Source organism: Streptomyces sp. NPDC058470 (assembly GCF_042721055.1).
In the GTDB taxonomy this organism is placed as follows: domain Bacteria; phylum Actinomycetota; class Actinomycetes; order Streptomycetales; family Streptomycetaceae; genus Streptomyces.
Genome location: NZ_JBHXMF010000043.1, coordinates 16,393 through 29,723 on the forward strand (window position 1 = coordinate 16,393; position 13,331 = coordinate 29,723).

The 13,331-nt window shown below is 70.0% G+C and carries 13 protein-coding genes; 10 read left to right on the forward strand and 3 right to left on the reverse strand.

Going from position 1 to position 13,331, the window contains the following annotated elements:
* Nucleotides 1-149 precede the first annotated feature (149 nt).
* A complete protein-coding gene (locus tag ACFWP7_RS28335; protein ID WP_384386646.1) occupies nucleotides 150-1,946 on the reverse strand; it encodes an AMP-dependent synthetase/ligase in 1,797 nt (598 codons plus the stop codon).
* Nucleotides 1,947-2,242: 296 nt separating this feature from the next.
* Here ACFWP7_RS28335 and ACFWP7_RS28340 point away from each other — a divergent pair, with 296 nt between their 5' ends.
* From ACFWP7_RS28340 to ACFWP7_RS28365, 6 genes are all read left to right on the forward strand, one after another.
* Nucleotides 2,243-3,040 carry a metallophosphoesterase gene (locus ACFWP7_RS28340; RefSeq protein ID WP_384386649.1) on the forward strand — a complete coding sequence of 266 codons (798 nt, stop codon included), beginning with the start codon at nucleotides 2,243-2,245 and terminating at the stop codon, nucleotides 3,038-3,040.
* 124 nt (nucleotides 3,041-3,164) lie between these two features.
* On the forward strand, nucleotides 3,165-3,605 hold the full coding sequence (locus ACFWP7_RS28345; protein ID WP_384386652.1) for an SRPBCC family protein: 441 nt from the start codon (nucleotides 3,165-3,167) through the stop codon (nucleotides 3,603-3,605).
* Nucleotides 3,606-3,815: 210 nt separating this feature from the next.
* Nucleotides 3,816-4,988 (forward strand): ArsA family ATPase, encoded by a 1,173-nt coding sequence (locus ACFWP7_RS28350; protein ID WP_384386654.1) that lies wholly within the window; start codon nucleotides 3,816-3,818, stop codon nucleotides 4,986-4,988.
* Between the two features lie 58 nt (nucleotides 4,989-5,046).
* Nucleotides 5,047-5,520, forward strand: a complete 474-nt coding sequence (locus ACFWP7_RS28355) for a DUF5304 domain-containing protein (RefSeq protein WP_384386657.1) — start codon at nucleotides 5,047-5,049, stop codon at nucleotides 5,518-5,520.
* A 54-nt stretch (nucleotides 5,521-5,574) separates the two neighbouring features.
* Nucleotides 5,575-6,528, forward strand: a complete 954-nt coding sequence (locus ACFWP7_RS28360; protein WP_384386660.1) for an ROK family glucokinase — start codon at nucleotides 5,575-5,577, stop codon at nucleotides 6,526-6,528.
* Between the two features lie 277 nt (nucleotides 6,529-6,805).
* Entirely contained in the window at nucleotides 6,806-7,579 is a 774-nt protein-coding gene (locus tag ACFWP7_RS28365; protein WP_384386807.1) for an endonuclease/exonuclease/phosphatase family protein, read from the forward strand.
* Between the two features lie 9 nt (nucleotides 7,580-7,588).
* On the opposite strand, the gene ACFWP7_RS28370 is transcribed toward ACFWP7_RS28365, so the two are convergent.
* Together ACFWP7_RS28370 and ACFWP7_RS28375 are read right to left on the reverse strand one after the other, a co-directional pair.
* On the reverse strand, nucleotides 7,589-8,239 hold the full coding sequence (locus ACFWP7_RS28370) for a hypothetical protein (protein ID WP_384386664.1): 651 nt from the start codon (nucleotides 8,237-8,239) through the stop codon (nucleotides 7,589-7,591).
* Complete coding sequence (locus ACFWP7_RS28375; protein WP_384386667.1) at nucleotides 8,232-9,041, reverse strand: alpha/beta hydrolase; 810 nt, start codon at nucleotides 9,039-9,041, stop codon at nucleotides 8,232-8,234. Before ACFWP7_RS28375 ends, ACFWP7_RS28370 begins: the two co-directional genes overlap by 8 nt.
* Nucleotides 9,042-9,233: 192 nt before the next feature.
* Between ACFWP7_RS28375 and ACFWP7_RS28380 the strand changes: the two genes are divergently transcribed.
* From ACFWP7_RS28380 to ACFWP7_RS28395, 4 genes are all read left to right on the forward strand, one after another.
* Nucleotides 9,234-10,055, forward strand: a complete 822-nt coding sequence (locus tag ACFWP7_RS28380; protein ID WP_384386670.1) for a lysophospholipid acyltransferase family protein — start codon at nucleotides 9,234-9,236, stop codon at nucleotides 10,053-10,055.
* Nucleotides 10,056-10,100: 45 nt separating this feature from the next.
* Complete coding sequence (macS, locus tag ACFWP7_RS28385; RefSeq protein ID WP_384386673.1) at nucleotides 10,101-11,384, forward strand: MacS family sensor histidine kinase; 1,284 nt, start codon at nucleotides 10,101-10,103, stop codon at nucleotides 11,382-11,384.
* A complete protein-coding gene (locus tag ACFWP7_RS28390; protein WP_384386675.1) occupies nucleotides 11,381-12,061 on the forward strand; it encodes a response regulator in 681 nt (226 codons plus the stop codon). The genes macS and ACFWP7_RS28390 overlap by 4 nt, the downstream gene beginning before the upstream one ends.
* 156 nt (nucleotides 12,062-12,217) lie before the next feature.
* A complete protein-coding gene (locus ACFWP7_RS28395; RefSeq protein WP_384386678.1) occupies nucleotides 12,218-13,246 on the forward strand; it encodes a 6-phosphofructokinase in 1,029 nt (342 codons plus the stop codon).
* Nucleotides 13,247-13,331 lie beyond the last annotated feature (85 nt).

The following is a 13,331-nucleotide window of genomic DNA, read 5'->3' on the forward strand; positions in this document are numbered from 1 at the left end:
GGGTTGCTCGCGTAGTTCCCCGCGCACCTGAAGGCGTGCTTCTGCGGAGGCGTCCTGAAGGGGCGCGGGGAACTGCGCGACCAGCCACGCACGGCCGGTGGGTCGTCATCGAACCCCCGCCCCTACGGCGGGAGTTCGTTTCTGGGGCGTCAGCCCCGATAGATCGCCTCGATCTCGTCGGCGAAATCCTTCGCCACCACGTTCCGCTTGAGCTTCAGCGAGGGCGTGAGATGCCCCGACTCCTCGGTGAACTGGGAGTCGAGGATCCGGAACTTCCGTACCGACTCCGCCTTCGACACCGCCGCGTTGCCGTCGTCGATCGCGCTCTGGATCGCGGCCAGCAGGTCCACGTCCTCGCGCAGCGACGCCGCGGTGGAGCCGGCCGGCTTGCCGTGCTCGGCGGCCCAGCGGCCCAGGAACTCGTCGTCGATGGTGATGAGCGCGCCGACGAACGGGCGCCCGTCGCCGACCACCATGCACTCCGCGACCAGCGCGTGCGCCCGGATGCGGTCCTCGATCACGGCCGGGGCGACGTTCTTGCCGCCGGCGGTGACGATGATCTCCTTCTTGCGGCCGGTGATCCGCAGATAGCCGTCCTCGTCGAGGGTGCCGATGTCACCGGTGTGGAACCAGCCGTCGGCAAGGGCCTCGGCGGTCGCGGCCTCGTTGTTCCAGTACCCCTTGAACAGGTGCTCGCCGTGCAGCAGCACCTCGCCGTCGTCCGCGATCCGCACCACCGAACCGGGCAGCGGCTGGCCGACCGTGCCGATCTTCTGGCGGTCCCACGGGTTGAAGGCGGTGGCCGCGCAGGACTCGGTCAGGCCGTAGCCCTCCAGGACCGTGAAGCCGATGCCGCGGAAGAAGTGCCCGAGGCGCTCGCCGAGTGGGGCGCCGCCGGAGATGGCGAACTCGCCCTTGCCGCCGAGCACCGCCCGCAGCTTGCTGTAGACGAGCTTGTCGAAGGTCCGGTGCTTGATCTTCAGACCGAGGGACGGGCCCGCGGGGGTGTCCAGCGCGCGGCTGTACGCGATCGCCGTGTCCGCCGCCTTGTCGAAGATCTTGCCCTTGCCGTCCGCCTGCGCCTTCGCGCGCGCCGAGTTGTAGACCTTCTCGAAGACGCGCGGCACACCGAGGATCATCGTCGGCCGGAACGAGGCCAGCTCGTCGGTGAGGTTCTTGATGTCGGGAACGAGGCCCAGCTTGATCGGCGCCATCATCGGCGCGACCTGGACCAGGCGTCCGAAGACGTGCGCGAGCGGCAGGAAGAGGAGCACCGAGCTCTCGCCCGTACGGAACAGGGGGCGCAGCCGCTCCACGACGTTGCCGCACTCGGCGAAGAAACTGCGGTGGGTGAGGACGCACCCCTTGGGGCGGCCGGTGGTCCCGCTCGTGTAGACGATGGTGGCCGGGTCGTCGGCCTTGGCGAGCGAGCTGCGCGCCTCGACCGCCTCGTCGGTGACGTCCTTACCGGCGCGGCCCAGCTCCTCGACGCCGCCGCCCTCGATCTGCCACACCTGCTTCAGCGCGGGCAGCCGGTCGCGCACCGACTCCACGGTGGCCGCGTGCGTGTCCAGCTCGACGACGCAGGCGGTCGCGCCCGAATCGCTGAGGATCCACTGCACCTGCTCCGCCGAGCTGGTCTCGTACACCGGCACGGTGACCGCGCCCGCACTCCAGATCGCGAAGTCGAGCAGCGTCCACTCGTAGCGGGTACGGGACATCAGGCCGACCCGGTCACCGGGCTCCACGCCCGACGCGATCAGCCCCTTGGCCGCGGCCCGCACCTCGGCGAGGAAGGCGGTGGCGGTGACATCCGTCCACGTGCCGCCCACCTTGCGGGTGATGACGGCGACGTCGGGATGCTGCGCGGCGTTTCTACGGACGATGTCGGTCAGATTTCCGTCCGCAGGGACCTCGTACAAAGCCGGAAGGCTGAACTCGCGCAAGACTGCTGCTCCTCATTGGGCGCCGACGCCACGACTCTGTGTGCTGCGACGGCGCGGTCCAAGGCTTGGGCAGGCACCCAGGGAGATCACTGTTGAAATCCTGAGTACGACTGGACTGCCCGGACGTTACCCGTCGGTATGCCTTCTTCGACAGGGGGGTCGGACGAGATGTTCGCCGTGTCACACAGGTTGGTATTCCTTGGCGCACAGTAGTCCACGGGTTTCTTCACTGGCCAGTAATCACTGGTCCACCCGCTCCTGTTCACCCATGCCGCACACGCCTACCCTTGATCGTCATGGCACCCACACCAGGCGGTAACGGCAGGACGCGCGTCCATGTGGTCAGTGACGTACACGGCAACGCCCGTGACCTGGCCAGGGCCGGCGACGGCGCGGACGCGCTGATCTGCCTCGGTGACCTCGTGCTCTTCCTCGACTACGCCGACCACTCGCGCGGCATCTTCCCCGACCTCTTCGGCGTCGAGAACGCGGACCGCATCGTCGAGCTGCGCACCGCCCGCCGCTACGAGGAGGCGCGGGACTTCGGGGCCCGGCTGTGGGCCGGCATCGGCACGGGCCGGGCGACCGCCATCGAGAAGGCGGTGCGCAAGCAGTACGCCGACCTGTTCGCCGCTTTCCCGACACCGACGTACGCCACGTACGGCAATGTCGACATGCCGGTTCTGTGGCCGGAATACGCCGGACCCGGCACGACGGTGCTCGACGGCCAGCGGGTGGAGATCGGCGGCTGGACCTTCGGCTTCGTCGGCGGGGGACTGACGACACCCATGCGCACGCCCTACGAGATCAGCGACGAGGAGTACGCGGCGAAGATCGAGGCCGTCGGCGAGGTCGACGTGCTGTGCACCCACATCCCGCCCGAGGTGCCGGAACTGGTCTACGACACGGTGGCGCGCCGCTTCGAACGCGGCAGCCTGGCTCTCCTCGACGCGATCCGCCGTACCCGGCCCCGCTACTCGCTCTTCGGCCACGTCCACCAGCCGCTGGCACGGCGGATGCGGATCGGGGCGACCGAGTGCGTGAACGTGGGCCACTTCGCGGGCTCCGGGCGGCCGTGGGCCCTGGAGTGGTGAAGGGCCGGGCCGCCTCCTGACCGGTGCGGGTGACGGCACCGCGTCCGGTGCGCGGTAGCCTTCACGCTGCACACACGTGCGCACCACCCTCCCTCACCGGACCGTATCTGGAGGAGCCACGGCGATGGCTGAACACACCAGTTCGAGCATCACGATCGAGGCGGCACCGGCTGATGTCATGGCGGTCATCGCCGACTTCGCCCGCTACCCGGACTGGACCGGCGAGGTGAAGGAGGCGGAGGTACTCGCCACGGACGACCAGGGCCGCGCCGAGCAGGTACGCCTCGTCATGGACGCCGGTGCCATCAAGGACGACCAGACCCTCGGCTACACCTGGACCGGCGACCACGAGGTCTCCTGGACCCTGGTCAAGTCCCAGATGCTCCGCTCCCTCGACGGCTCCTACATCCTCAAGCCCGCGGGCACCGGCGCCACCCAGGTCACCTACCTCCTCACGGTCGACGTCAAGATCCCCATGCTCGGCATGATCAAGCGCAAGGCGGAGAAGGTCATCATCGACCGCGCGCTGGCGGGCCTGAAGAAGCGGGTGGAGGAGACCAAGTAGGCCCAAGATCTTTCAGCCCGTCCGGCGTTTGAGGACGAGCACGTTCAGCGCGATACGGGGGTCTGGGGGCGGAGCCCCAAGTACGGGATGGGTAGGGGCGGAGGGGGCGAATAACGCCTCTACGCCGACACGGGCGCCGGGTGCCATCGATACGCGGAGGCGCCCCAGCCAGGAAAGGCGCCCCCGCCGGCCCAGGTACCGTTCACCCTCATGCGCACCATCCTGATCACAGGCCCCGGCGGCTCCGGCCGCACCACCGTCGCCGCGGCCACCGCGCTGAAGGCCGCCCGCAACGGCACCCGCACCCTCGTACTGAGCGCCGATCGCACGGACACCCTGGGCGCCGCCCTCGGCGTACGGACAGGGCCCGCTCCGGCAGCGGCGGGCGACAACCTCACCACCTGGCGCCCCGACGCCACCGAACGCTTCCGCGCCGACCTCACCGCCTTCCAGGACCGAGCCACCACCGCCCTCGACCTCCTCGGCGCCAACCGCCTGGACGCCGAGGAGGTCACCCCCCTCCCCGGCGCCGAGGAGCTCGCCCTCCTCCGCGCCCTGCGCGACGCGGCGACCTCGGACACGTACGACCTCCTCGTCGTCGACCTCCCCCCGACCCCGCAGGCCCTCGCTCTCCTCTCCCTCCCCGAGGAACTCCGCCGCTACCTGCGCCGCCTGCTCCCGGCGGAACGCCAGGCGGCCCGCGCCCTGCGCCCCGTCCTCGGCCGCCTCGCGGGCGTCCCGATGCCCGCCCAGTGGCTGTACGAGACGGCGGCCCGCTGGGACCTCGAACTGGCCGCCGTGGAGGCGGTCGTCGAGGACCGCGCCACGACCGTACGGCTGGTCGCCGAGCCGGGTCCCGCCGGCACCGACGCCGTACGCGCCGCCGGCACCGCCCTCGCCCTGCGCGGCCTCTCCGTCGACGCCCTGGTCGCCAGCCGTGTGCTGCCGGGTGCCACGAACGACACCTGGCTCGCCGCCCTCGCCGCCCAGCAGCGCAAGGCACTCGACGAGTGGCAGGAGACGTACGACGTCCACGAGGTCCCGCACCGCGGCCACGACCCGCGCGGCACCCACGACCTCGCCGCGCTCCCCGTACCCGGTGTCGTCAACGAGACGCCGCCCCCCGTCGAGTGGCCCCTCGAGGACCGCCTCGCCGACGAGAGCGTCCTCGTCTGGCACATCCCGCTGCCCGGCGCCATACGCGAGGAGCTGGACCTGATCCGGCGCGGCGACGAACTCGTCGTCACCGTCGGACAGTTCCGCCGGATCGTGCCGCTGCCGTCGGCCCTGCGGCGCTGCACCGTGGACGGCGCCGCCCTGCGCGAGGGTGAACTGAGGATCCGATTCGCGCCGGACCCCGGACTGTGGCCGCGCACACGGTGAACCACGTACCTCCGTTCGGGTAACGTCGGAGGGACGAAACGTAGTCAGGAGAACCGCCATGAGCGAAGAGCGCACGCCGTCCGACGCCGCTCAGGAAGCGGCTGGCGAAGTCCGTGCGCCCGACGTCGATGCCGACGCCTGGGCGCACGCGGTGGCCGAGGATCTCGCGGCGGAGAAGGCCCGTCGCCGCGCCCAGTACGGCACACCGCCCGGCTCGGCCGCCGATGAGCTGCGCAAGCTCGTCGACACCGTCGCCGAGAAGCTGTCCGGACTGCAGTCGCCGCTCCTCGGCGCGGTCGCCGGCGGCGCCGCCCAGCAGGTGGTCAACCAGGTCGTGCAGCAGGCCAAGGCCGCCGTCGAACCCGTCATCGAGCGCAACCCCGATGTCTTCGACCACCTCGCGACCGCGGGCTCCGAGCTGCTCGCCGCCTACCGGTCGGCCGTCGAGGCGCAGGAGCGACGCTGGACGACCCGGGACACGGGCCCTCGCGACGAGGGCACCGGTCCAGGGGAACACATCGACTTGGACTAAAGGCAGCTCGGGTACGGTTGGCCGTAGCGGGGCTCGACCGAAACTGAGGGATTCATGGGACTCACCATCGGCGTCGATATCGGCGGCACGAAGATCGCGGCCGGTGTGGTCGATGAGGAAGGCAACATCCTCTCGACCCACAAGGTGCCGACTCCCACCACGGCGCAGGCGATCGTGGATGCCATCGCCTCCGCGGTGGACGGTGCGCGTGCCGGACACGAGATCGTGGGCGTCGGTATCGGTGCGGCGGGGTACGTGAACCGCCAGCGCTCGACGGTGTACTTCGCGCCGAACATCGACTGGCGGCAGGAGCCGCTGAAGGCCGAGGTCGAATCGCGCGTAGGGCTGCCGGTCGTCGTGGAGAACGACGCCAACGCGGCCGCGTGGGGCGAGTACAGGTTCGGCGCGGGCAAGGGCCACCGGAACGTCATCTGCATCACGCTGGGCACGGGTCTCGGCGGCGGCATCATCATCGGCAACAAGCTGCGCCGCGGGCACTTCGGTGTGGCCGCCGAGTTCGGGCACATCCGGATGGTGCCGGACGGTCTGCTGTGCGGGTGTGGCTCGCAGGGGTGCTGGGAGCAGTACGCCTCCGGGCGGGCGCTCGTCCGGTACGCGAAGCAGCGGGCGAACGCCACCCCCGAGAACGCGGAGATCCTGCTCGCGCTGGGGGACGGCAGCCCCGACGGCATCGAGGGCAAGCACATCTCGGTCGCCGCGCGCCAGGGTGACCCGGTCGCGGTGGACTCCTACCGTGAGCTGGCCCGCTGGGCCGGTGCGGGCCTTGCCGATCTGGCCTCGCTCTTCGACCCGTCCGCCTTCATCGTGGGTGGCGGTCTGTCGGACGAGGGCGAGCTGGTTCTCGACCCCATTCGCAAGTCGTACAAGCGGTGGCTGGTGGGGGGCAACTGGCGTCCCGTCGCCGATGTCATCGCCGCGCAGCTCGGGAACAAGGCGGGGCTTGTGGGGGCGGCGGATCTGGCCCGGGAGCCGGATCCGATCATGTGACGTTCACTGTGTGATGTGCGCCCGCCGTGCCCCTCTTCGGGGGCGGCGGGCGTTGTCGTGCGTCTTGTGCGCCTGCTGTGTCGTCGTGGGGCGGGGCCGCGCCGGTACATCCACCCGCATCCGAACGGATCTGCTGTGGGTTCGAGGGAGCTGTTTCTTCTTGATCCGTTCGGATGCGGGCATTTGATGTACCGACACGGCCCCTTCCGTGCGTGGGCGGCTGCGGGCGCGGGGCGTGCCGGGTGCTCGGGGGCTGTGTTGTCGTATCTTGATCGTCATGCCGAATAGCTCGTCCAGTGTGGTCAGGCCGTTGCCCAACTCCCGTACTGAAGCCGGTGGTTCGGCCGTTGTTCGGGTGCTCAGTTACAACATCCGGTCGATGCGGGATGACACTGATGCGCTCGCGCGCGTCATCGGGGCCTGTTCGCCGGACCTTGTGCTGGTGCAGGAGGCTCCGCGGTTCTTTCGGTGGCGGAAGAAGCTGGCTCGGCTTGCGGCGGCTTCCGGGCAGGTTGTTCTGTCGGGTGGGGGTACCGCGTCCGGGCCTGCGTTGTTGTGCTCCCTGCGGGCGACCGTCGAGCGGACCGAGGATGTCCTGCTTCCACTCACGCCCGGGCTGCACCGGCGCGGGTTCGCCACGGCGGTGGTTCGGTTCGGGGGTGTTCGGGTGGGGGTGGTGAGCTGTCATCTCTCGCTTCGGGAGGACGAGCGGTATGAGCAGGGGGGCATGCTGCTTGAGCAGGTGGCCCGTCTGGGCACGCCGCATGCTGTTGTGGGGGGCGATCTCAATGAGCGGCCTGAGGGGCGCACCTTCAAGCGGCTTGGCGCCGCTCTCCAGGATGGCTGGGCCACCCGGGCCTGGGGCGGTGAGCTGACCTCCAGTGCGGTGGATCCTCATCAACGGATCGACGCGATCTTTGCCACGGAGGGGGTGGAGGTCCTGGGGTGTGGGGTACCGCTGGGCCTTCCGGGTGTTGCGGAGACCGATCTTGAGAGGGCGACCGATCACCTTCCGGTGCTGGCCGCCCTCCGGGTGCCGGCTGCTGTGTAGGGGGTCGGGTCAGACCACCGCGCCCCGGCCGGGGTCGTCCCCGTCCTCGTCGTCGCTCTTCATGCGGGTCACCAGCGTGGCGAAGCCGCCGAGGAAGCCGCCGATGCCGAGGGTGGTGAGCCACCAGGTCATGTCCCAGCCGAGGAGGACGGCCAGCAGGAGCAGGACGGGGCCGCCGAGGACGGCGAGCCAGGCGAACTTGGCCGTGGTGTCGGCCGCGGGCAGCGGGGGCGGCTCGGGTGGTACGAAGTGGCCCTCGTCGTCCTCGTCGAGGTCCTCGTCGGCGGGCTCGGGTGCCTGGAAGTCACGCGGACCGGCGACGCCGGGGGCGAAGGCGACCGCGCTGCCGAGGGGCTTGGCGGGTGCGGATTTATCGCCGGAGGTGTCCTCGGACGTGTCCTCGGAGGTGTCCTCGGTCGTGGTTCCGGCCTTGTCGTCGTTCGTCTCCGGTTCGAGAAGGGCCAGGTCCTCCACCGACTTGAACGGTTTCGCGCCCGGCGGGTCCTTGGGCTCGTCGCCGTACCCGGAGACGATCGCCTGCCACGCGGCCTCCTCGTCGAAGGGCACGTTCTGCTCGTCGCCGAGGGATTCACCGAAGGGCTCGCCCAGGGGCACGCCCTTCTCCTCGGAATCGTCGCGGTCCGCCTCGTGCTCAGCCACCCGTGGCCGTCCCTTCCTGCTGAACCGGTCGACCCGCGTCGGACTCCTTGCCGACGCTGGGTGCGAGCCGGCCGATGAACGCGTAGCTCTCCTCGAAGATCCGGTCCGCGTCGTGGTCCAACGTCGCGACGTGGTAGCTCTGTTCCAGCAGGATCTCCGTCACGTCCGTGGACGACACGCGGCTGAGGACACGCGCCGAGTCGGCGGGCCGCACCACATGGTCGTTCGGGCTGTGCAGAAGCAGCAGCGGCTGGGTGACCTGCGGCAGCTCGCCGTCGACGACCCGGAGGAAGTTCCGCAACGAGTACGCGGCGTGCAGAGGCACCCGGTCGTAGCCGAGCTCCTTGGCACCTTCCTTCGCGATGTCGCTCGTGACCCCCTTCGTCGACCCCACGAAGTGCCGGAGTACCGGAAGGGCGTAGGGCGCCGGGCCGTGCAACTTGTTGAGCGGGTTGACGACGACGATGCCGCTGATCCTGTCGCCGTGCTTCACGGCGAGCCGCAGGGCCAGCGCGCCGCCTGTGGAGAGGCCGAGGACGAAGACCTGCGAACAACGCCCCAGAAGGGCCCGCAGCTCGCGGTCCACCTCCGCGTACCAGTCCTGCCCGCCGGTGAGCTGCATGTCCTCCCAGCGGGTGCCGTGCCCGGGCAGCAACGGCAGCGCGACGGTCAGACCGCGCTCGGCGAGATACTCCGCCCAGGGGCGCAGCGACTGCGGGGAACCGGTGAAACCGTGGCAGAGGAGGACGCCGACCTCTCCGCCTTCATGGCGGAACGGCTCGGCTCCAGGAAGGACCGGCACCTTCGGTCTCCTGTTCATGAGACGGGCGGAATGGGACAAGCGGCAGAAGCAAGACCCGACCCCGGGAGTTCGAGGCGTACTTCACCGTACGCGACCGCACCGACACCGACCAGGGTCGTCGGGCCCTTTGACAGTGCTCCGGGTTAAGGTCTGAGCTACTACACAGGAGGCACTCGGTTGATCTACGGCGCAATGAAGTTTTCCATCGGAGGGCCGCTGAAGCTCGCCTTCAGGCCCTGGGTGGAAGGCCTCGAGAACATCCCCGCCGAGGGCCCCGCCATTCTGGCGAGCAATCACCTGTCGTTCTCCGACTCGTTCTTCCTGCCCGCAGTCCTCGATCGCAAGGTGACCTTCATCGCGAAGGCCGAGTACTTCACGACGCCCGGGATCAAGGGCCGGATGACCGCCGCCTTCTTCAAGGGCGTCGGCCAGCTCCCGGTGGACCGCTCCGGTGCGCGCGGTGCGGGCGAGGCGGCCGTCAAGAGCGGTATCGACGTCCTGGAGCGCGGTGAGCTGTTCGGCATCTATCCGGAGGGCACACGCTCGCCCGACGGCCGGCTCTACCGCGGTAAACCCGGCGGCCTCGCGCGCGTGGCGCTCGCCGGCGGCGCGCCCGTCATCCCCGTCGCGATGATCGACACCGAGAAGATCCAGCCGCCGGGCAAGGTGATGCCCAAGCTGATGCGCCCGGGAATCCGCATCGGCAAGCCGCTCGACTTCAGCCGTTACCACGGCATGGAGCACGACCGTTTCGTGCTGCGTGCGGTGACCGACGAGGTCATGTACGAAATCATGAAGCTCTCGGGCCAGGAGTACGTCGACATCTACGCGACGGCCGCCAAGCGGCAGATCGTGGAGGCGGCGAAGGTCGAGAAGCAGGCGCACAAGGAAGCCGAGAAGGAAGCCGAACAGGCACAGAAGCAGGCCGCGAAGGTCGCCGCAGAGGCAGAGGCAGAGGCAGAGGCCGAAAAGGCGGCTGCTGAGGCTGCCGAGAAGGAACGGGCCGGTTCCTAGCCGCGTTCGTCAGCGGCGTGGGGTGTGGGGTATGGGGTGGGGGACATGACCAAGCGTGAGCGAGTCATGAGGATGTCGGTCGAGCAGCCGCTGTGGCGTGCGCTCAGCGGCTACCGCTTGCTGACGATGGTGTACGCGATCGGGCTCTTCGTCACCGCCTACGACACGTTCGCGCGGCCCTGGGTGGCCATCGCGTACTTCGCCGTGCTGGTGGTGTGGACCGTCGCGACGCTGCCCAGGGTCGCCAACGCGGCCAGTTGCACCAAGCGTTTCCTCGCCGCCGACCTCACCATCGCGCTCGTCGGCATCCTGCTCACCCGGGTCGCCGACGACGCGGCCCGGATACAGGCCGGCGGTCCGACCCTGCCGTCGATATGGACCGCGGGCTCCGTCCTGGCATTCGCGATCAAGGGCGGCTGGCGCTGGGCGGCGTTCGCCTCCACGCTCGTCGCGGTCGCCAACCTCGTCCAGCGCGGCGCCCCGACCCGGGACACCATCCACAACGTGCTCCTCGTCTGGGTCGCCTCCATCGCCATCGGGTACGTCGTCGAGGTCGCCCGCGCCTCCGAGCGCACCCTCGCCCGCGCCCTGGAGATCGAGGCCGCCACCCGCGAACGGGAGCGTCTGGCCCGCGACATCCACGACGGCGTACTCCAGGTCCTCGCCATGGTCCAGCGCCGCGCCTCCGCCCTCGGCGGCGAGGCGGCCGAGCTCGGCCGGATGGCCGGCGAGCAGGAGGTGGCGCTGCGCACGCTTGTCTCGGGCGGCCTGGTGCCCGTCTCCCGGGTGTCCGAGGACGCGGCGCTCGGTGCCCTTGTACGCGCCGTCGACGAACCGGACGACGAGAACCCCGGGGGCCCCGTCGACCTGCGCGCGCTCCTGGTCCCGTACGCCACCGCGCGCGTGACGCTCTCCGAGCCGGGCGCGGCCGTGCCGCTCGCCCCGGCCGCCGCCCGGGAGCTGACCGCGGCTGTCGGGGCGGCCCTGGACAATGTCCGCAAGCACGTCGGCGAAGACGCCCGCGCCTGGATCCTGGTCGAGGACGAGCCGGACACGGTGATCGTGACGGTACGCGACGAGGGCCCCGGCATCCCGGAGGGGCGGCTCGCTCAGGCAGAGGGTGAGGGGCGGCTCGGCGTCGCCCTGTCGATCCGCGGCCGGCTGCGCGAGATCGGCGGCGCGGCCGAGCTGATCTCGGTCCCCGGGCAGGGCACGGAAGTCGAGCTGAAGGTACCGAAAGCGGCGGGGTCGGAGTCGGAGAAGGATCGTGAAGCGCCGAGGGGTTCGATGGGTTCCAAGGGTTCACGGGGGAAGGCGGAGCGGGCATGAGTGAGCAGGGCAATGGGCCGATCAGGGTCATGGTGGTGGACGATCACCCGATGTGGCGGGACGCCGTCGCGCGCGACCTCGCCGAGGCCGGGTTCGACGTGGTGGCCACCGCGGGCGACGGTGAACAGGCCGTGCGTCGTGCCCAGGCCGCCGCACCCGACGTCCTCGTGCTCGATCTGAACCTGCCCGCCAAGCCCGGAGTCCAGGTCTGCAAGGAGCTGGTCGGAGCCAACCCGGTGCTGCGCGTCCTCGTCCTGTCGGCCAGCGGTGAGCACGCCGACGTCCTGGAGGCGGTCAAGTCCGGCGCGACGGGCTATCTGCTCAAGTCGGCGTCCACGGAGGAGCTGATCGACGCGGTGCGCCGCACGGCCGTCGGCGATCCGGTGTTCACGCCGGGCCTCGCGGGCCTGGTCCTCGGCGAGTACCGCCGCCTCGCCTCCGACCCCGGGCCCGCCACCGGCGGCGACCAGCCCAGGGCCCCGCAGCTCACCGACCGCGAGACCGAGGTGCTCCGCCTGGTCGCCAAGGGCCTCAGCTACAAACAGATCGCCGAGCGCCTGGTCATCTCCCACCGCACCGTCCAGAACCACGTGCAGAACACCCTGGGCAAGCTGCAGCTCCACAACCGGGTCGAGCTGGTCCGCTACGCGATCGAGCGCGGCCTCGACGAGGTGTAGGGCTCGCGCACATGTGCCTGTCGTCCACCTTCGGGTGACGACAGGTGATCAACACCCGCACAATTCACCGGAATTGACCTTCCGCACCATGCCAAAGTGACCTGGATCACTATTAGCGTGAGTCCCATCAGCCAACCATGGCGAAGGGACTTTTCCATGCGGGTCGGAGTACTGACCGGAGGCGGCGACTGCCCCGGGCTCAACGCCGTCATCCGGGGCATCGTCCGTAAGGGCGTGCAGGAGTACGGCTATGACTTCGTCGGTTTCCGGGACGGCTGGCGGGGGCCGCTCGAAGGCGACACCGTCCGGCTCGACATCCCCGCCGTGCGCGGCATCCTGCCCCGCGGCGGCACCATCATCGGCTCCTCGCGCACCAACCCGCTCAAGGTCGAGAACGGCATCCGCCGGATCAAGGAGACGCTCACCAAGCAGGGCGTCGGGGCGCTCATCGCGATCGGCGGTGAGGACACGCTGGGCGTCGCAGCTCGCCTCACCGACGAGTTCGACGTTCCCGTCGTCGGCGTACCGAAGACCATCGACAACGACCTGTCCGCCACCGATTACACCTTCGGCTTCGACACCGCCGTCAACATCGCCACCGAGGCGATCGACCGGCTGCACACCACCGCAGAGTCGCACATGCGGGTCCTCGTCTGCGAGGTGATGGGCCGGCACGCGGGCTGGATCGCCCTCCACTCGGGCCTCGCGGGCGGCGCGAACGTCATCCTCATCCCCGAGCAGCGTTTCGACGTGGAGCAGGTCTGCTCCTGGGTGACCTCCCGTTTCAGGGCCTCGTACGCCCCGATCGTGGTCGTCTCCGAGGGCGCCATGCCCAAGGACGGCGACGTGGTCCTCAAGGACGGTTCGCTCGACTCCTTCGGGCATGTCCGGCTCTCCGGTGTCGGCGAATGGCTGGCCAAGGAGATCGAGAGGCGTACCGGCAAGGAGGCCAGGACCACGGTCCTCGGGCACGTCCAACGCGGCGGTACCCCCAGCGCCTTCGACCGCTGGCTCGCCACCCGCTTCGGCCTGCACGCCATCGAAGCCGTCCGGGACGGCGACTTCGGCAAGATGGTCGCCCTGCGCGGCACGGACATCGTCCGCGTCCCCATCGCGGAAGCCACGGCCACACTGAAGACGGTGGACCCCAAGCTCTACGAGGAGGTAGGCGTCTTCTTCGGCTGAGCGGGGCATCCCCACGCTCGCGCACTCGCCGGCGTACCGGAGGGGATGGGGGTGTCGGTTGAGTCGGCGGGTCCACGCCCCGCAC